This window comes from Leeuwenhoekiella obamensis (assembly GCF_055391795.1).
The window spans coordinates 849,899-868,453 of the sequence record NZ_AP029251.1 but is presented as its reverse complement, the minus strand read 5'-3'; the positions used below and the strand labels follow the sequence as shown (position 1 = coordinate 868,453).

Below are 18,555 nucleotides of genomic sequence, written 5' to 3'. Positions count from 1 at the left end.
GTCCAACATATGATTAATATTATTCAATATTCTAATACTGCTGTCTTATTCCTTTTATGTCTAACTTGTACTTCTCAAAATTCAACTAAACTCAGTGGTAAATACAGCTCGCTAATAGACACCCAAGAATATTATGAAAATTATGTTTTTAAAGATAATGGTACTTTTCAATATCATAAAGGTGCTAGTCTAGGTGATGATTTTAATGGAGAAGGTATATATGTATTGAAAGATGACTTTCTAGTTTTAGAATACTTTTATTCTAAACCACTAGAAAAAGGATACCATAAAAGTGAAATATGGCAAAATAATTCAGATAGCATAGCTATCACCGTAAGAATTGTTGATTTTGAGGGCAATCCCATAAAAAATGCAAACGTAATTTTTCCAGACGCTAAAAAAAGAAATGGTATTAAAGGCAAGATTGCTGATAAATATGGTAAAGTTCATTTAGCTCTTAAAAAGGGTGATAATAACATTAAAATTCAAGTATCTAACATAGGGTTTGAACTATATACATTTAAAATTTCAACAGCCTTTAATCAAGAAATCATGATTAATCTTGCTCCCGCGGGAAGAGGTACTCCTCTACTAAATCAAACAGAAACTTACTCTGTATTAGAAAAAAAATCAGATTTCTTAAGATTAGAAGACAGTACAGGTAAAGAGATACTATGGAAGAAAAAAAATGAGAATTAATATTAATTGGTTTTGTTTAGCTAATGGCTGTATTTTTCTGTGTATAGTCTTAATTCCTTTTTTGGGTCGCGCCCAAAATAAAAATATATCAGCTATTATCAATGCAACTTTTAATGAACAAGAAGTTTTCCTTTCGGCAAAAACAATTGCCTTAGAGTCAAGAAATATTGAGGCGTTAAGATCTCTTTCCAATTGGGAATCCGCTAAAGAATCTCTCGCTAATTCGCAATATCCGGAGATTAATTTTCATAAGATTTTCTCAAATAAAGATTTAGTTCAATTAGTTAATTCATTGCAAAAGCAGGAATCAGAGAATTTTGATAATTTAAGTTGTGAAGAAAATATACTGTTAGTCTCCAGTATCGATGACCGTGATTTTTTGAAGAGTTTTTCAATATCTCTCCCTTATTTTTTTAAAGGAAATGACAAGGCTGATTATGCTTTATTCTATAAGCAGAAAATAAGTAAAGATGGACTTACTGGCGCAGGCAGTTTTCTCTTATTTAAAAAGGAGGGTGAAAAATGGATTGACATTTTTGTTTTCCCACTTTATATCGCTTGATATTTTTTAAAGTAAAAAAATATTTTCTAGATCAAGAACAGTAATCTTATTAGCAAAACAAATAGTGACATGATTTTAATGTCTAGAGATCACTCATCTTTAATTAGTGTAAAAGTATTAATAAACATGTAGGAATTTCTAGCTAAAAATTGAGTAACTTACTCAAAATTAAGAGCATGCCCCGTTTTTTATTTTTACTTATCTTCTTTTTTATTAGTCCGTTTTGGGCACAGCAACCGCATTCTGTAAGGGCAAAAATCTACTTTGATAATGCGCAGCAGCTTCAAAAATTGATCGATGCAGGTATTGCTATTGATCACGGCATTCGCAAGGAGAATATTTTTATTCTTTCAGATTACAGCAGCGAAGATTTGGCGAAAGCCAAAAAATTAGGATCCCGAGTAGAAACCATAATCCCCGATCTTGAGAAACACTACTCAAATAGACGTCCCATAAAAAATGGGATGATTGAAAATACTTGCCCGGGAATTATTGATTTCACCACGCCAGCAAATTATCGCAACGGCAGTATGGGCGGCTTTCTTACCTACCAAGAAATTCTGGATGAACTGGATAAAATGGCCAGCCTCTACCCTAACCTGATCACTGCGAGAACTCCTATTTCAGATTTTAAAACTGAGGGCGATCAACCAGAAAATTACAATATCTCGCCTGGCATTGGTGGCAATTCGATTTTTTGGGTAAAGATCAGTGATAATCCAGCCGCTGAAGAACAAGAAAATGAAATTCTTTACACTTCATTACATCACGCTCGCGAACCATTATCTGCACAAGAATTGATCTTCTACATGTGGTATTTGCTTGAGAATTATGCCACAGATGATGAGGTGAAATTCATTCTCGACAACACAGCTTTATTTTTTGTACCCGTTGTAAATCCTGATGGATATTTGTACAATCAATTCACACATCCTGACGGCGGCGGTAACTGGCGCAAAAACCGTAAAAACGGCTACGGTGTTGACAATAATAGGAATTATAACTACTACATAAACGGCAATCCTAACAACGGCACTTGGGGCGGCGAGGGCGCTTCTTCTAGCTTGGGAAGTGAGATCTATCACGGCCCTTCACCATTTTCTGAAATTGAAAATCAAGCGATAAAATGGTTTGTTGAGCAACACGATTTTAAAGCCGCTATGAACAGTCACACCACGGGTAATTATTTACTGTTTCCGCTGGGATATGAGAACGATGTTTACACGCCAGATTATGCCTTATATCTGGACGCAACAGAATTTTTGATCGGGCAAAACGGGTTTGACAACAAGCTGTCGTCTGAGTTGTATCCCGCGGCTGGCGACAGCGATGATTTTATGTATGGCACCATCGGCACGCAAGACACAATTTTTGCGATGACGCCAGAGATTGGTAGAGAATTTTGGCCAGAAGAATCACAAATCGAGAATCTGTGCAAACAGATGGTTTATACCAATCTTAAGTTGGCAAGAATGGTTAATACTTTCGCTTTCGCGAAAGAAACTACGGCTCAATTCATAGATGCTGCTCATCCAGAAATTAAGTACGAACTCACAAACCTGAGCCTCAAACAACCCGAAAAAGATTTTACCGTTTCAATAGAACCTTTAAGCAGCAATCTTAACGCTAGTTTTTCAACAAATCTGCATGAAAACATGTCGACTGGCGAAAAGATTTCAGGTGAATTAACGCTTAATCTTAAAGATAATATCAACCCCGGAGAACGCATTGCCTTTAATCTGGTTATAATTAATGAACTTGGCTTTAAAGACAGGCAATTGATAGAGAAAACATTTGGCAAAAGCCAAATACAATTTAATCCAGAAGACAGCGCGATCGTTGAAAATTATAGCAGTAACGGTTGGCAAACCACGACAACTGATTTTTATATAGGTGAAAACGCAATTACAGACTCACCTGATGGGAATTACGGCTCTGGCGATGATAAGACAATTACTACACTTACACCCATTGATCTAAGTAATGCGCTTGGCGCGCAGATTACTTTCTGGGCAAAATGGGAAATTGAGGACAATTGGGATTTTGTGCAATTTGAAGTTTCAACAGACGGTGGTAATTCTTGGATCGCTCAATGTGGAAAACATACAGAACCGGGCAGTGAAAATGGTTTTCAGCCGGCTGGTGAACCGGTTTATGACAGCACTCAGGCCAATTGGGTTCAAGAAATTATTGATCTGAGCGATTATCTGGGAGAAGAAATTATGCTGAGATTTAGATTAAGATCTGATGAAGCGGTTGAAGAAGATGGATTTTATTTTGATGATCTTACAGTCTCTATCATTCCTGATAATTCTTTCTCTATTGATGAAACTCACATTGATCAATTTACCGTATTTCCTAACCCAGTGAAGGATAATATCAAGATCTCAAACATCCCACAAAACGCTTCTCTCTCGATCTATGACATTCAAGGAAAATTGATAAAAAGTCACCTTTTACATCAAGAATTATCGAGTGTAGATCTTTCATATTTAGATGCCGGAGTGTATATTTTAGAACTTACATCCACTGATCTCAGAGAAAAAAAGAAGATCATTAAACTTTAAGAATTGCTTTTGAGCCATTTGCAATAAAATGAAAAGTTTTTCAGGTTTTTTTATAAAATTCTAATTTTATGGTGTAAATTTTGTTAACACAAAAATTAAACGCGTGTATTTTTTATAATTTGCATGTAAAACTTGTTTAAAGATGGATATTAAAAGGCTTTTCGACTTCCCCTATTACCAACTTGAAAAGTATAATTTAAAGGAAGCACTAGTAACTAAATATAATGGAGAGTGGCAGGCGACTTCAACAAAATCATATGTTGATCAAGCAAATGCCATAAGTCGCGGTTTATTAAAGTTGGGCGTTCAACCCAATGATAAAGTTGCCGTGATCTCTACAAACAACCGCACAGAATGGAATATTATGGATGTGGGAATTTTACAGCTTGGTGCTCAAAACGTTCCTATTTATCCCACAATTTCCTCAGATGAATACGAGTATGTATTGAATCACAGTGGATCTGTTTATTGCTTTGTAAGCGATAAAGAAGTTCTGGATAAGGTCAATAAGATCAAAGGAAATCTGCCTTCTTTAAAAGAGGTATACTCCTTTGACGAAATCGATGGATGTAAAAACTGGAGCGAAGTAAAAACACTTGGAGCAGACGAAGCCACTCAACCAGACGTTGAAGCTCGCAAAGCAGCCGTTCAAGAAGATGATCTGGCAACTTTGATCTATACTTCTGGTACAACTGGTCGTCCTAAGGGTGTTATGCTTAGTCACAAAAATCTTGTGAGCAATGCATTAAACAGTACAACTCGCTTCCCGATAGATCGCGGAGATAGTAGAGCCCTTAGTTTTTTACCTGTTTGTCACGTGTATGAGCGCATGTTGATTTATTTATATCAATATATGGGCGTGAGTATTTATTTCGCAGAATCCATAGATACCATAAGCGACAACCTTAAAGAAGTAAAACCTCACGTGATGACAGCCGTACCACGATTACTCGAAAAAGTGTACGACAAGATCATCGCAAAAGGAACTGATCTAGATGGTGTGAAAAAGAAATTATTTTTCTGGGCTGTTGAGCTTGGTTTACAATACGAACCATACGGTCAAAACGGCTGGTGGTATGAAACAAAACTTAAGCTTGCGCGAAAATTAATCTTCAGCAAATGGCAAGAGGCCCTAGGAGGAAATATCGAAGTCATTGCTTCTGGTAGTGCAGCATTACAACCCAGACTTGCTAGAGTTTTTAATGCAGCAGGAATCCCGGTTATGGAAGGTTATGGATTAACTGAAACTTCACCTGTTATCTCTGTAAATGATGAGCGTAAAAAAGGATTTAAGATCGGCACCGTGGGTCGTCCTATTCCTGATACGATCGTTGAGATCGCTGAAGACGGCGAGATCTTAGTAAAAGGTCCGCAGGTCATGATGGGATATTATAAGGATCAAGAAAAAACAGACGAAGTTCTCAAAAACGGATTCTTCCACACAGGTGATATAGGTGAATTAGATCACGACAATTTCCTTAAGATCACAGACCGTAAAAAAGAAATGTTTAAAACAAGTGGCGGAAAATATGTTGCACCGCAGCTTATAGAGAACGCCATGAAACAATCTCGTTTCATAGAACATATTATGGTTGTGGGTGAAGGCGAGAAAATGCCAGCAGCTTTGATACAGCCTAACTTTGAGTTTGTACAAGATTGGGCTAAAAGAAAAGGCCTTAATCTTAAATCAAACAAAGAGATCGCAGAAAGCGAGGATGTAAAGCAACGTATTCAGGAAGAGGTTGATGTTCATAATGAGCACTTCGGTAAATGGGAGCGCATCAAGAAATTTGAACTTACTCCAGATGAGTGGACAATTGATGACGGTCACCTCACTCCTACCATGAAACTTAAGAGAAGGATCGTAAAGGAAAAATATATAGAATTATACAATCGCATTTACGAGAGATAGACTTCTCAAGACCATAACTCATAAGGCTTCAGGAAACTGGGGCCTTATTTTTTTGGCTTAAAGCCAAAACATTTAAAGTTTTATTGATACTTATTTAACTATTTTACTATGCGTGCATAATAAATTTTTTATAACTTTACGAAAACGTATGAGTAAAAAGGAATTGACAATAGATCATGCTCTAAGAGCTACATGGCAAGCGGTCGCTAAAATGTACAATGAGCAGGCGTCAGAGTTTGATAGCACGATGTCTACAGGCTTTGCTTTGCTGAGCATCGATCCTGAAGAAGGCACGCCATCTACCGCTCTGGGACCTAGAATGGGGATGGAAGCGACAAGTTTATCACGCACATTAAAATCTATGGAAGCTCGTGGCTTGATAGAGCGAAAGCCTAACCCAAGCGACGGTAGAGGTGTTTTAATACATCTCACAGATTTTGGCCGTGAGAACCGCAGTTATAGTAAGAATAAGGTGCTTCGTTTTAATGATGCTGTGCATCAAAATATTTCTGAAGAAAAAATTGAACACTTTTTTGATGTGATCCATGTGATCAACGATCTCATACAGAACAAGAAGATATTTAATCAACAAGAGAAAATAAAAAATGAGTAAAAGAAGAATCAACAAAGTGGCTGTTATCGGTTCCGGGATCATGGGAAGCGGTATTGCATGTCATTTTGCAAATATTGGTGTAGAAGTCTTGCTACTCGATATCGTTCCGCGAGAGCTTACCGATAAGGAAAAAGCTAAAGGCTTAACACTTGAGGACAAAGTAGTGCGTAATCGCCTTGTGAATGACCATTTACAAACGGCGCTTAGATCAAAACCATCTCCTATTTATCATATAGATTTCGCTAAGCGAATCACAACGGGTAATATGGAGGATGATATTGCTAAAGTTAAAGATGTAGACTGGATCATTGAGGTTGTTGTAGAACGCCTCAATATTAAGAAAATGGTTTTTGAAAACCTTGAGAAATACCGCACGCCAGGTACGTTGATCACTTCTAATACTTCTGGTATTCCTATAAAATTTATGAATGAAGGTCGTAGTGAAGATTTCCAGAAGCATTTCTGCGGAACGCACTTCTTTAACCCTGCACGTTACTTAGACCTTTTTGAGATTATTCCAGGACCTAATACTTCGCAAGAGGTTCTTGATTTCTTGAATAATTATGGAGATAAATTCTTAGGTAAAACTTCTGTTGTTGCAAAAGACACTCCGGCATTCATCGGTAATCGTATCGGGATTTTCAGCATTATGAGCCTTTTTCATGCGGTAAAAGAAATGGATATGACCGTTGAGGAAGTTGATAAACTTACCGGTCCTGTAATTGGTCGTCCTAAGTCGGCTACATTTAGAACCGTGGACGTTGTAGGTCTTGACACGTTAGTCCATGTAGCTAACGGACTGTATGACAATGTTCCTGATGATGAGCGTCACGAACTTTTTAAACTCCCTGCTTTCATCCAGACTATGATGGATAACAAATGGTTGGGAAGTAAAACAGGACAAGGTTTTTACAAAAAAATAAAGAAAGAAGATGGTAGCAGCGAGATCCTAACATTGGATTTAGACAAGATGGATTATCGCGATTCTAAACGCGCAAGTTTTGCGACTTTAGAGCTTACAAAATCCATCAGCAGTGTTCCTGAGCGCTTCCCTGTTCTTGTAAACGGAAAAGATAAAGCTGGGGAGTTCTATCGCAAGATGTTCGGAGCTCTTTTCGCCTACGTGCAAAATAGAATTCCAGAAATCACTGACGAACTTTATAAAATCGATGATGCCATGCGCGCCGGTTTTGGATGGGAACAAGGTCCGTTTGAGATTTGGGATGCAATAGGCGTTAAAAAAGGTATTGAGCTTCTTGAGGGAGAAGGTTTCGCTGCAGCGAAATGGGTACAAGAGCTTGCCGAGTCTGGCGAAAACAGTTTCTACACTGTGAAAGATGGAAACACCTACTACTACGACATCCCGAAAAAGGAATTCGTTAAAAAACCAGGGCAAGATTCATTTATCATTCTCGATAACATCCGCAAAAGCAAAGAAGTTTGGAGCAATAGCGGTGTAGTGATTGAAAATTTAGGCGACGGAATCCTAAACTGTGAATTCCGTTCTAAAATGAACTCGATAGGTGGCGATGTACTTGCAGGTATCAATAAGGCAATTGACCTTGCCGAAAAAGAATACGACGGACTCGTTATCGCAAATCAAGGGAAGAATTTCTCTGTAGGCGCAAATATTGGGATGATATTCATGATGGCGGTTGAGCAAGAATATGATGAGCTCAACATGGCTGTAAAATACTTCCAGGATACATGTATGCGCATTCGCTACTCCTCTATTCCGGTGGTTGTTTGTCCGCAAGGAATGACACTGGGCGGTGGTTGCGAGATGACCTTGCATGCCGACCGTGTTGTGGCTACCGCCGAAAGTTACATCGGTTTGGTAGAATTTGGTGTAGGTGTAATTCCAGGCGGTGGAGGCTCTAAAGAAATGGCCCTTCGTGCTTCTGATACGTATAAAAAAGATGATGTTGAGTTGAATCGCTTACGCGAACACTTCTTGACCATCGGTATGGCAAAAGTTTCAACTTCTGCTTACGAAGCGTATGATACAAATATTCTTAAGCATGGTAAAGACATCGTGATCGTGAATAAAGACCGTCAAATCGCTGCTGCGAAAGACGTTGCACGCATGATGGCAGACCAAGGTTATACAAAACCTATTCAGCGCACAGATATCAAGGTTCTTGGTAAGCAAGCTTTAGGAGCATTCTACGTAGGAACAGACCAAATGAACGCTGGTAAATACATCAGCGACCATGATAAGAAAATCGCTAATAAATTAGCTTATGTGATGGCCGGTGGTGATTTGTCAGAAGCTTCTTATGTGAGCGAGCAATACCTGCTAGACCTTGAGCGCGAAGCATTCTTAAGTCTTACTGGTGAACGAAAAACCCTAGAAAGACTTGAGCATATGATTAAGAAGAATAAACCATTAAGGAACTAGAATTCTGAGACGTGAGATTTAAGATATGAGACTATAGATAATCAAAAACATGCACAATTTTCAGGAATTAAAAATTTGGCAAAAAGCGATTGAAATCGCTGAGAAAGTTTATCAAATTTCAACTGAGTTTCCCCCTGAAGAAAAGTATGGATTAACAAGTCAAATAAGAAGAAGTTCAGTGAGTATTGCCTCAAATATAGCAGAGGGTGCTGGGAGAAATAGTGATAAAGAATTCAATTATTTCTTGGGTATTGCTAATGGTTCTGCAAATGAACTTTTCACACAACTTGTTCTTGCTTATCGTCTTGATTTAGTCAAACAGAATAAAATAAATCCACTTTTAGAAGAATTAACCGAAATACAAAAAATGAATTATTCACTGATGCAGAGATTTAGAAAATGATGCCAATCTCATATCTAAAATCTAAAATCTAAAATCTTCAGAATGAAAACAGCATATATAGTTAAAGCATATAGAACGGCAGTGGGTAAAGCACCCCGCGGATTGTTCCGGTTTAAGAGACCTGACGAACTCGCCGCTGAGACCATTAAATTCATGATGGACAAACTGCCAGAACTAGACAAAAAACGCATCGACGACGTCATGGTTGGTAACGCCATGCCAGAGGCTGAGCAAGGGCTTAATATGGCCCGTCTAATCTCACTTATGGGACTTGAAATTAAGGATGTTCCAGGGGTGACCGTTAACCGCTATTGCGCATCTGGTATAGAAACTATCGCTATGGCTTCCGCCAAAATACAAGCCGGTATGGCCGATTGTATTATCGCAGGTGGTGCCGAGTCGATGAGCTACATACCCATGGGCGGATACAAACCTGTACCCGATTATAAACTGGCCAAAGAAGGTCATGAAGATTACTATTGGGGAATGGGACTAACCGCTGAAGCCGTTGCAAATGAATTTAATGTGAGTCGTGAAGACCAAGATGAATTTGCATACAACTCACATCAAAAAGCATTGAAAGCACAAGCTGAAAATAGGTTTCAAGACCAAATCGTGCCCATCGATGTAGAATATACCCATGTGAAAAATGGTAAAAAAGTAACAGATACGTACACTGTTAAGCAAGATGAAGGTCCGCGTGCGGATACGAGCTTAGAAGTTCTTGGTAGACTTCGTCCTGTTTTCGCTGATGGCGGAAGTGTAACTGCGGGTAACTCTTCTCAAATGAGTGATGGTGCTGCTTTTGTAATGGTTATGAGTGAAGAAATGGTAAAAGAACTAAATCTTGAACCCATTGCTCGCTTAGTAAATTTTGCCGCTATGGGCGTTGAGCCTAGAATTATGGGAATTGGTCCAGTAGCTGCAATTCCTAAAGCTTTGGCGCAAGCCGGATTAAAACAAGACCAAATTGAATTAATAGAGCTTAATGAAGCCTTTGCTTCACAATCACTTGCAGTGATACGAGAACTAGGGTTAGACCCAAATATTGTTAACGTAAATGGCGGCGCGATTGCATTAGGCCACCCACTGGGCTGTACAGGAGCTAAATTATCAGTGCAATTGTTTGACGAAATGAGTAAGCGTGACATGAATGGCAAATACGGTATGGTAACCATGTGCGTAGGTACAGGTCAAGGTGCAGCGGGGATATACGAGTTCTTAAATTAAGATTAAAGACTAGATGACATAAGACTTTGGACTAATGGCTAGGCATAATTTTAGAAGATTGAATATATGGAAAGAAAGTCTTGAGCTTTCTAAAGAAATATATGCAATAACAGAAAATTTCCCAAAGTCTGAAACTTATGCTTTATCCAGTCAAATACAAAGAGCTGTTGTTTCAATTCCTTCAAACATTGCGGAAGGAACTGCAAAAGGAAGTGATAAACATTTTATACAATATTTAGAAACGGCATTAGGTTCAGCCTTTGAAGTAGAAACGCAATTGATCATAGCCCATGAAGTTGGCTATATTAAGGACCTTAGATTTGAAGAATTAGAAATATTAATACAGAAATTACAAGGTATGATTACAAGGTTTATTGAGAGTTTAAAACAATCTTAAATCCTACGTCCTACCATCATAAGTCAAAAGAAAACTATGGAAGTAACTGAAGAAACAAAAAAAAATATCCTTCGCGGAGGGCAGTTCTTAGTAAAAGAAACTCCGTGTGAGGATGTATTTACTCCTGAAGATTTTAGCGAGGAGCAAATAATGATGAAAGAATCGGTTAAGGAATTTGTTGACCGAGAAATCTGGCCTAATAAGCCAAAATTTGAAAAGAAAGATTACGCTCTTACTGAAGAAATCATGCGAAAGGCTGGTGAGCTGGGATTCCTTGGAGTTGCAGTGCCAGAAGAGTATGACGGTCTGGGAATGGGCTTTGTCTCTACAATGCTCGTTTGCGATTATATCTCTGGAGCAACGGGTTCTATCGCAACCGCTTTTGGTGCGCATACCGGGATTGGTACGATGCCAATCACGTTATATGGAACTGAGGAGCAAAAGAAAAAATATGTTCCTAAGCTCGCTACTGGCGAATGGTTTGGTGCTTATTGCTTAACTGAGCCTGGAGCAGGTTCTGATGCAAATAGCGGTAAAACTAAGGCTGTACTATCTGACGATGGTAAATATTACAGCATCAGCGGACAAAAAATGTGGATTTCTAATGCTGGTTTTGCTAATCTTTTTATCGTTTTTGCTCGTATTGAAGATGATAAGAACATCACCGGATTTATCGTTGAGAATGACAAAGACAACGGAATTTCCTTTGGTGAAGAAGAGCACAAACTAGGTATTCACTCCTCTTCTACGCGTCAGGTTTTCTTTAACGAAACTAAAGTTCCTGTTGAGAATATGTTGTCTGAGCGTGGCAATGGTTTTAAAATCGCCATGAATGCTTTAAACGTAGGCCGAATTAAATTGGCTGCGGCTTGTCTTGACGCACAACGTCGTGTGATTGACGGTTCGGTTAAATATGCTAATGAGCGTGTGCAGTTTAAAACTCCGATTGCAAAATTTGGTGCTATCAAGCAAAAACTTGCCGAAATGGCGACTTCTGCCTATGCCGGCGAAAGTGCTTCATATCGCGCTGCAAAAAATATTGAGGACAGGATTAATATTCGCTTAAGCGAAGGAAACTCACACTCTGAAGCTGAGCTCAAAGGTGTTGAAGAATATGCCATTGAGTGCTCTATTCTTAAAGTTGCGGTTTCAGAAGATATCCAGAATTGCTCTGATGAAGGTATCCAGATTTTCGGTGGGATGGGCTTTAGCGCAGATACCCCGATGGAAGCTGCGTGGCGTGATGCGCGTATCTCTCGAATCTATGAAGGTACAAACGAAATCAACCGTATGCTTGCAGTGGGAATGCTCGTGAAAAAAGCTTTTAAAGGTCATGTTGATTTATTGAATCCGGCGCAGGCGGTACAGGAAGAATTAACGGGTATTCCATCATTTGACACGCCAGATTATAGCGAGACGCTTAGCGAAGAAAAAGCGATGGTGGCAAAGCTTAAAAAAGTTTTCTTGATGGTGGCTGGTTATGCCGTTCAAAAATATGGAACTGAGCTTGAAGAACATCAGCAATTGTTGATGGCTGCTTCAGATATCTTGATTGAGATTTACATGGCTGAAAGTGCGATTCTACGTACTGAGAAAAACGTAAAACGTTCAGGCGCAGACGCTCAAAAAGAGCAAATCGCAATGTCTCAGCTTTACCTATATAATGCGGTTGATAAAATTTCGCTTAAAGCGAAAGAAGCAATCGTATCAGCAGCTGAGGGCGATGAGCAACGCATGATGTTGATGGGACTTAAGCGTTTCACAAAATATCAAAATATGCCTAACGTGGTTGCTTTGCGCAACACAATCGCAGAAAAAGTAACGGAAGAAAATACCTATCCGTTTTAAAATTTTGGTTGGTTAGTTATTGAAGAAGTCCGGCGCTTTAAAACGTCGGGCTTTTTTTTGCTTCAATCTCGGTACGGATTTTGACCCTAATTTTTCATAATTTCACAGCTATGAAAAACCTGCTCTTTTTGCTTTTTCCTTTTTTGGCTTTAAGCCAAAACAACGAAGTCTATCTTCTTGACCTTAATATCGATGGCAATACCGTAAGTGTCGCAAATGGCAAAAACATCTCGATGAACGATGGTTATGATAATCAGCCGTCTTTTTATGATGACGAGACTATTCTCTTCTCAAGTAATCATGATGGTCAAAACGATGTCGCGAGTTATGACATTAAATCTGGTAAGAAAACTTGGATAACAAACACAGCAGAGGGCGGCGAATATTCTCCTCAACGCATCCCTGAGACTAATGAGATTTCTGCCGTAAGGCTTGATACGACTGGGCTTCAATTGCTTTATAAGGTTGATGAAAACGGCAAGAGCGAAGTGCTGGTTCCTAATCAAGTGATTGGTTACAGTGCGTTTTATGATAATGAAAAAATGATAAGCGCTGTATTAAATAGTGGTACGCTAGACCTTATTTTTAATGACCTTTCGGCGAAAAGAAATGATACGATTATCTCTGGCATAGGCCGTTCTTTGCACAAAGTTCCCGGCACAGAATCTATGAGTTATACGCTGATTAACGAAGATGGAAATATGGATGTTTACCTCCTAGAAATGGACAGCCTTGAAAGTTATTATGTTTGTGAACTTCCTATCGGGATTCAGGATTATGCGTGGATTGACCGAGATAGAATGATTCTGGGAAGCCGTTCTGGATTGTTTATGTATGACCTTATGGGAATTACAGAATGGAAGCAAATTGCAGATTTGAGTAATTTGAAACTTGATACAATCACAAGAATTGCTGTTTCTTCAAATAAGAAAAAAATTGCCATTGTAGCTGAAAAGCAGTGAAAAAAATTGTCCTTTTTATCGTTCTTGCGCAGTTTTTTGGCACTTCGCTGTGGTTTGTAGGAAACATTGTGATTCCGCAATTGCCGGGGGCGCAAGACAATCCTGATGTAGTTTCTCAAGCATTGAGCGCCGTGCAAATAGGGTTTATACTCGGGACGTTGATTTACGCATTTCTGGCCATTGCAGATAGGTTTTCTCCTAGCAAGGTTTTCTTCTTTTCGGCGGTTTTTGCTGCCTTAGCAAACGCGCTACTCATCATCCCAAATCTCCACGTAGATTTGCTCATAAGCACCCGATTGATCACCGGTTTTTTCTTAGCAGGAATTTATCCTGTAGGCATGAAAATCGCCTCAGATTATTTTGAAAAAGGTCTTGGCCTTACGCTAGGTTTACTCGTCGGCGCACTGGTACTGGGCACTGCCCTGCCCTACGCAATCCAACTGGGCGACATAAGCTATGACCCCAAAATCATAGTGCTCACAACCTCAACGCTGGCAATTCTCGGCGGAATTTTAATTCTCATTTTTGTCCCTGACGGGCCGTTTAGAAAAAAACAAAGCAAACTGGATTTTGGGCTGTTGCCAAAAATCTTCAAACAAAAAAACTTTAGAAAAGCCGCCTTCGGTTACTTCGGGCATATGTGGGAATTGTACACCTTCTGGGGATTGTTACCATTGTTTTTAATTTCGCTTAAAGCGAAAACGAATCTGCAATTTGATTTACCACTGTGGTGTTTTGCAATAATCGGGATTGGTTGTATTTCTTGCTTTATCGGCGGATTTATCAGCATGAAAAAAGGTAGTAAATGGGTTGCTAGTCTTGCACTTATTCTTTCTGGGATTTGCTGTTTTGTATCGCCGCTTTTGTTCACCTTTGGCCCCATGCCTGCGGCTTGGCAAGTAAGCCTAATCTTTATCATTTTACTTATTTGGGGATTTGCCGTGGTGATGGATAGTCCGCAATTATCAACGCTTGTCGCTCAATCCACCGCGCCAGAATTACGAGGGACAGCGCTAACCATCACAAATTGTATAGGTTATGCGATTACCATTGCGAGCATTCAAGTTGTGACATGGCTAAGTGATTTTATCGAGCCGCAATACTTCTTTGACGTTCTTGGGCTAGGGCCTATATTTGGGCTCATCAATCTGCTAAAACTTAGGTCTCGATGACCAAAAAAATCTATTTTCTCTTTCTTGTATTTCTTGTTTTCGCTTGTGGCGAAAAGCAGCCTGAATTTGTCGTTAAAGCAGACCAGCAACTTCGTGAAATAAAGATGGCGAACATCGCTCCAGATGTTGACGGGATTGCGGATGACCCAACTTGGCAAGACAAAACTTGGTATCCCATAGACCAACGCTGGCTAGGAAAAAAGTATAAAGAAGATGATTTTTCTGGCAGATTCAAATTGACCTGGACGCCAGATGCGCTCTACGTTCTTGCCGAAATCACAGATGATAAATTATATGACGCGCATGAGAATCCGCTAGAGCGATTTTGGGATGATGATTGTCTGGAAATTTTTGTGGATGAAGACAACAGCGGCGGCGACCATCAGTACAATTATTCGGCATTTGCGTATCATGTAGCGCTTGACGGAAATGTAGTTGACACCGCTGAAAACGGCAATGCGCAACTCTTTAATAATCATGTTTTCTCCCAGCGCAAAACCACGGGAAACACTACGATCTGGGAAGCTCGTATCACTATTTTTGACAAAGATTTTAATCCTTGTGAACCCTATCTCGCAACCGATTTAAAACCGGACAAGAAGATGGGATTTGCAATCGCGTATTGTGATAATGACGGCAGCACTGAGCGCGAAAATTTCATCGGCTCTCTTGAAATTAAGGGCAAAGACAAAAACCGCGGATGGATTGACGCTGGTGTTTTTGGAACGCTTTTTCTTGTAGAATAACTTCTATTTTCTTGAAAAGATGTGATGCTGCGTTGCAGTAAAATAATCCCGAAAAATCACATTTAATTGCTCTCCATTTGTACTCGCTTTCACACCTAATAATGGGTAAAGTTCAATGATTTTCTGAGACATTTCTTTCACATTTACAGAAGCTAATTGATGAACTTCTTTAATGAAATCTTCAGTAAACTCTGGATTAACACTGACTTGAGATTCTATTTTTTTGGCTAAACCAAAAACATCTCTCTCTGTTTTAGCACAAAAATCTTTTAAATCTGTGGCTTCATCTGTTTTGCCAATTTGCTCAGCTTCTTCAACAAAATGTTGCGCCATACCTAGATAATTAACCCACAGCGTTAAGTCAGCAAAAAGGGAAAAATGGATTTTAAAAATATCCTGTGGTAAATGAAACTCATTGTACACAAAACTTAAATCCTCATTAACCTCAACATTCTCAATTTTAAATGAATGTGTCACGCTGGCCTGCATGCCAATGGTGTCCCAATCTTCAATTATCTCAACATTTTCCGCAGGAATCACAAAGGATAAAAACTTAGGTGAACCATCTGGATTTGTAAGTTTTTCTGCGTTTTCTGTGATTTGAGCGTTGAGTGTAAAATGCGTGAGATAATTTGCTCCTGTCGCATATTTCCAAGTGCCGTTGAGGATATAGCCTTTTTCTGTTATTTCTGCGGTACCAAATAGTCCGCCGCTACCGCCTAAAATGGTTTGCCGCCCTTTTTGAAACATTTTCTCTGCAGTTTCGGGCGTGAGATTACCGATGAAAAAATTAGCTCCGCTGCATAAAGTTACCGTCCAGCCTAATGTCCCATCAATTTTGGCAAGTTTTTGAAGTTGCTGTAACCCTTCAGTAAAAGAACATTCAAGGCCGCCGAAGGCTTCTGGAACCCAGATATTCCACAGATTCTGACTTTCAATCCACTCAAGAACTTCTGTCGGGAAAATTTTCGCGCCGTGCCTGCCGGCAGGCAGGGAAGCGATAATATCTCTAAGCTGTTGCGTATTCATTTTGCTGTTCGGTTTTGATGATCTTTCTCCATTTTAAGTAGCCGCTGCATCCCATGATGAATAGGAAAATGCTCATTGCGCCGTAGATGTGGAGGTCTTTGTAGAACATGAGCGGGATGGAAATGATGTTGCTGATGTTGAGGAAAATCCAGTTTTCCATCTTTCTTTTGGCCATGAGCCACATTCCTGCCCAGGCAAATGCGCTTACGACTGAGTCCCAATACGGCACGTCGCTGTCTGTGTGGTTGACGAGCCAGTAACACATGAGGATGAAGCAACCGATGACGATTCCGCTGGCTTTGAGCAAATCTGTGCGGTCTGAATATGTGATGGGAGCTTCGGCTTTTTCTCCTCCAAATTTCCAGAAAAAGTAGCCGTAAATACTCATCACGAGGTAATACATGTTGAGTAGAATGTCAGCGTACAGTTGGCTTTGATACAGCACCCAGATACTGAGCAAAATAGCCGCGATACCAAAAAGGTAATTGTTGATGTTGTTTTTTCGTGCAAGCACAACCTGCACAATTCCTAGTGCGGTGCCTATGGCTTGTAACCAAGTTAATTGTTTGAGAAGTTCCTCTATCATTGTTTTTATTTTTCAATGAAATGAGGAGATGACAGCGATTTTACGGCTGTAAAACCAACTTAAAATCCCTACGCCAGTATTAGCTGGATCAGGTCCCGAGCGTGTGCTCATGGGTATCATCTCAGCCCGCCGCGGCGAGCACCCCATTTGTTTTACAAAGCTAGGTTTTAGTTTGTAAAATGCTCTGATGAGAAGGATAATTTTCAATTTAACAATTGACAACGATGTAGTAGGCTGAGCGCCAAAAAGTTTTGAATTCTCTTAACCTTTTGGCGGTGAAAATACATTTAGTTTTAAAGCAAAGTCTCAAACTATGCAGCAAATTCTAGATTCTCAAACGGTAAAATTTCTTCTCATAGGACTTGTCGTTGCCGTGGTACTTTATGTGATCACTTTTTTCGCGTTAAGCAAACTGGGCAAAAACCCTAAGAATGTTCTACCCTCAAATATCGCACACAGGATCAAGTATCCATTTGGGGTTTTGATCATCGCGTTGTTCCTCAAATACGCAAAGAATATTGAGGCTCTAGAAGATATTGTAGATACTTATGCTGTCGCGAAAATTAGCACCGTGATGATAATTTTTGCCGTCACGTGGATTCTCATCATAGCCCTGAAAGTGGGAAAAAGTCTCATTTTACAGAATTATGATATCAATACAGATGATAATTTTTCTGCACGGAAGGTTTACACACAATTTAATGTACTAGAAAATGTAGTAGTTTTTATCCTGATAACTCTTGCCATTGGGGTTACATTAATGAGCTTTGATAACATTAGAAGCATAGGTGTTAGCATGCTTACCTCTGCCGGAATCGCCGGGATAATAATAGGTTTTGCAGCACAAAAAGCATTAGGAACATTGCTCGCGGGAATACAGATCGCGATCACGCAACCTATTCGTATAGACGATGTAGTCGTGGTGGAAGGAGAATGGGGCCGAATAGAAGAAATAAACCTTACCTACGTGGTTGTGAAAATTTGGGATAAACGCAGACTTGTTTTGCCCACGCCCTATTTTATAGAGCAACCTTTTCAAAACTGGACTCGTAATTCTTCAGACATTCTCGGAACTGTTTTTATCTACACAGATTATAACGTGCCTTTTGATGCCCTGCGAAAAGAACTTTCTCGAATTCTTCAAAACACAGATCTCTGGGATGGTGAGGTGAACGTACTACAAGTTACCAGCGCAACTGCAGAAACCGTGGAAAGTCGGGCATTAATGAGCGCAAAAGATTCTCCCACCGCTTGGGATCTTAGAGTTTTAGTACGAGAAAAATTGATCTCTTACATTCAGAAAAACTATCCTGCAAGCTTGCCTCGCACACGTGTAGAAATGCTAGCAGTAGATGATACTCCGCTAGAAAAAACAGAATCTAAAGGTCCTGAAGAAAGCAAACTGCTTGAAAAAGACGAATAAGCCTA

16 protein-coding genes and 1 riboswitch are annotated in these 18,555 nt (G+C 39.5%); of the genes, 14 read left to right on the top strand and 2 right to left on the bottom strand.

Translation table 11 applies throughout. The features are described from left to right. Positions 1-9: 9 nt before the first annotated feature. The 13 genes from ACZ5L8_RS03820 to ACZ5L8_RS03760 all read left to right on the top strand — a co-directional run bounded on the left by ACZ5L8_RS03820 (position 10) and on the right by ACZ5L8_RS03760 (position 15,512). Complete coding sequence (locus tag ACZ5L8_RS03820) at positions 10-699, top strand: Ig-like domain-containing protein (RefSeq protein ID WP_464439895.1); 690 nt, start codon at positions 10-12, stop codon at positions 697-699. Continuing rightward, complete coding sequence (locus ACZ5L8_RS03815; protein WP_464439893.1) at positions 689-1,261, top strand: hypothetical protein; 573 nt, start codon at positions 689-691, stop codon at positions 1,259-1,261. The genes ACZ5L8_RS03820 and ACZ5L8_RS03815 overlap by 11 nt, the downstream gene beginning before the upstream one ends. Positions 1,262-1,437: 176 nt before the next feature. Next, positions 1,438-3,828, top strand: coding sequence for a M14 family zinc carboxypeptidase (locus ACZ5L8_RS03810; RefSeq protein WP_464439891.1), 2,391 nt, complete (start codon positions 1,438-1,440; stop codon positions 3,826-3,828). Between the two features lie 142 nt (positions 3,829-3,970). Next, a complete protein-coding gene (locus ACZ5L8_RS03805; protein ID WP_464439890.1) occupies positions 3,971-5,740 on the top strand; it encodes an AMP-dependent synthetase/ligase in 1,770 nt (589 codons plus the stop codon). A gap of 148 nt (positions 5,741-5,888) precedes the next feature. Further along, the gene (locus tag ACZ5L8_RS03800; protein ID WP_464439888.1) at positions 5,889-6,353 is read left to right on the top strand and encodes a MarR family winged helix-turn-helix transcriptional regulator; all 465 of its coding nucleotides are present in this window, start codon (positions 5,889-5,891) and stop codon (positions 6,351-6,353) included. Beyond that, positions 6,346-8,754, top strand: a complete 2,409-nt coding sequence (locus tag ACZ5L8_RS03795; protein ID WP_464439886.1) for a 3-hydroxyacyl-CoA dehydrogenase NAD-binding domain-containing protein — start codon at positions 6,346-6,348, stop codon at positions 8,752-8,754. Before ACZ5L8_RS03800 ends, ACZ5L8_RS03795 begins: the two co-directional genes overlap by 8 nt. 49 nt (positions 8,755-8,803) lie before the next feature. Continuing rightward, the gene (locus ACZ5L8_RS03790) at positions 8,804-9,157 is read left to right on the top strand and encodes a four helix bundle protein (RefSeq protein WP_464439885.1); all 354 of its coding nucleotides are present in this window, start codon (positions 8,804-8,806) and stop codon (positions 9,155-9,157) included. A 42-nt stretch (positions 9,158-9,199) separates the two neighbouring features. Beyond that, on the top strand, positions 9,200-10,387 hold the full coding sequence (locus ACZ5L8_RS03785; RefSeq protein WP_464439883.1) for an acetyl-CoA C-acyltransferase: 1,188 nt from the start codon (positions 9,200-9,202) through the stop codon (positions 10,385-10,387). Between the two features lie 34 nt (positions 10,388-10,421). Further along, positions 10,422-10,784: a four helix bundle protein gene (locus ACZ5L8_RS03780; RefSeq protein ID WP_464439881.1), complete on the top strand. Its 363-nt coding sequence runs from the start codon at positions 10,422-10,424 to the stop codon at positions 10,782-10,784. A gap of 36 nt (positions 10,785-10,820) precedes the next feature. Continuing rightward, the gene (locus ACZ5L8_RS03775; protein WP_464439879.1) at positions 10,821-12,632 is read left to right on the top strand and encodes an acyl-CoA dehydrogenase family protein; all 1,812 of its coding nucleotides are present in this window, start codon (positions 10,821-10,823) and stop codon (positions 12,630-12,632) included. Positions 12,633-12,742: 110 nt separating this feature from the next. Continuing rightward, positions 12,743-13,594: a TolB family protein gene (locus tag ACZ5L8_RS03770; RefSeq protein ID WP_464439878.1), complete on the top strand. Its 852-nt coding sequence runs from the start codon at positions 12,743-12,745 to the stop codon at positions 13,592-13,594. Continuing rightward, positions 13,591-14,766, top strand: a complete 1,176-nt coding sequence (locus tag ACZ5L8_RS03765) for an MFS transporter (protein ID WP_464439876.1) — start codon at positions 13,591-13,593, stop codon at positions 14,764-14,766. Before ACZ5L8_RS03770 ends, ACZ5L8_RS03765 begins: the two co-directional genes overlap by 4 nt. Continuing rightward, on the top strand, positions 14,763-15,512 hold the full coding sequence (locus ACZ5L8_RS03760; RefSeq protein WP_464439875.1) for a CBM9 family sugar-binding protein: 750 nt from the start codon (positions 14,763-14,765) through the stop codon (positions 15,510-15,512). The genes ACZ5L8_RS03765 and ACZ5L8_RS03760 overlap by 4 nt, the downstream gene beginning before the upstream one ends. A gap of 3 nt (positions 15,513-15,515) precedes the next feature. Here the strand turns inward: ACZ5L8_RS03760 and ACZ5L8_RS03755 are convergent, their stop codons facing one another. Both ACZ5L8_RS03755 and pnuC read right to left on the bottom strand, forming a co-directional pair. Beyond that, positions 15,516-16,541, bottom strand: coding sequence for an acyl-CoA dehydrogenase family protein (locus ACZ5L8_RS03755; RefSeq protein ID WP_464439873.1), 1,026 nt, complete (start codon positions 16,539-16,541; stop codon positions 15,516-15,518). Further along, complete coding sequence (gene pnuC / locus ACZ5L8_RS03750; RefSeq protein WP_464439872.1) at positions 16,522-17,127, bottom strand: nicotinamide riboside transporter PnuC; 606 nt, start codon at positions 17,125-17,127, stop codon at positions 16,522-16,524. Before pnuC ends, ACZ5L8_RS03755 begins: the two co-directional genes overlap by 20 nt. A gap of 48 nt (positions 17,128-17,175) precedes the next feature. Then, positions 17,176-17,283, bottom strand: a riboswitch (TPP riboswitch). 157 nt (positions 17,284-17,440) lie between these two features. On the opposite strand from pnuC, the gene ACZ5L8_RS03745 reads away from it, so the two are divergent. Beyond that, positions 17,441-18,550: a mechanosensitive ion channel family protein gene (locus ACZ5L8_RS03745; RefSeq protein WP_464439870.1), complete on the top strand. Its 1,110-nt coding sequence runs from the start codon at positions 17,441-17,443 to the stop codon at positions 18,548-18,550. Positions 18,551-18,555: the final 5 nt, after the last annotated feature.

Excerpts from the sequence above, each read along its gene's own strand:
- ACZ5L8_RS03805 (WP_464439890.1), top strand. The coding sequence starts at position 3,971 with ATGGATATTAAAAGGCTTTTCGACTTCCCCTATTACCAACTTGAAAAG.
- ACZ5L8_RS03790 (WP_464439885.1), top strand. The coding sequence starts at position 8,804 with ATGCACAATTTTCAGGAATTAAAAATTTGGCAAAAAGCGATTGAAATC.
- ACZ5L8_RS03800 (WP_464439888.1), top strand. The coding sequence starts at position 5,889 with ATGAGTAAAAAGGAATTGACAATAGATCATGCTCTAAGAGCTACATGG.
- ACZ5L8_RS03810 (WP_464439891.1), top strand. The coding sequence starts at position 1,438 with ATGCCCCGTTTTTTATTTTTACTTATCTTCTTTTTTATTAGTCCGTTT.
- ACZ5L8_RS03780 (WP_464439881.1), top strand. The coding sequence starts at position 10,422 with ATGGCTAGGCATAATTTTAGAAGATTGAATATATGGAAAGAAAGTCTT.
- ACZ5L8_RS03745 (WP_464439870.1), top strand. The coding sequence starts at position 17,441 with ATGCAGCAAATTCTAGATTCTCAAACGGTAAAATTTCTTCTCATAGGA.
- ACZ5L8_RS03755 (WP_464439873.1), bottom strand. The coding sequence starts at position 16,541 with ATGAATACGCAACAGCTTAGAGATATTATCGCTTCCCTGCCTGCCGGC.
- ACZ5L8_RS03775 (WP_464439879.1), top strand. The coding sequence starts at position 10,821 with ATGGAAGTAACTGAAGAAACAAAAAAAAATATCCTTCGCGGAGGGCAG.
- ACZ5L8_RS03760 (WP_464439875.1), top strand. The coding sequence starts at position 14,763 with ATGACCAAAAAAATCTATTTTCTCTTTCTTGTATTTCTTGTTTTCGCT.
- ACZ5L8_RS03770 (WP_464439878.1), top strand. The coding sequence starts at position 12,743 with ATGAAAAACCTGCTCTTTTTGCTTTTTCCTTTTTTGGCTTTAAGCCAA.
- ACZ5L8_RS03820 (WP_464439895.1), top strand. The coding sequence starts at position 10 with ATGATTAATATTATTCAATATTCTAATACTGCTGTCTTATTCCTTTTA.
- ACZ5L8_RS03795 (WP_464439886.1), top strand. The coding sequence starts at position 6,346 with ATGAGTAAAAGAAGAATCAACAAAGTGGCTGTTATCGGTTCCGGGATC.
- ACZ5L8_RS03785 (WP_464439883.1), top strand. The coding sequence starts at position 9,200 with ATGAAAACAGCATATATAGTTAAAGCATATAGAACGGCAGTGGGTAAA.
- pnuC (WP_464439872.1), bottom strand. The coding sequence starts at position 17,127 with ATGATAGAGGAACTTCTCAAACAATTAACTTGGTTACAAGCCATAGGC.
- ACZ5L8_RS03815 (WP_464439893.1), top strand. The coding sequence starts at position 689 with ATGAGAATTAATATTAATTGGTTTTGTTTAGCTAATGGCTGTATTTTT.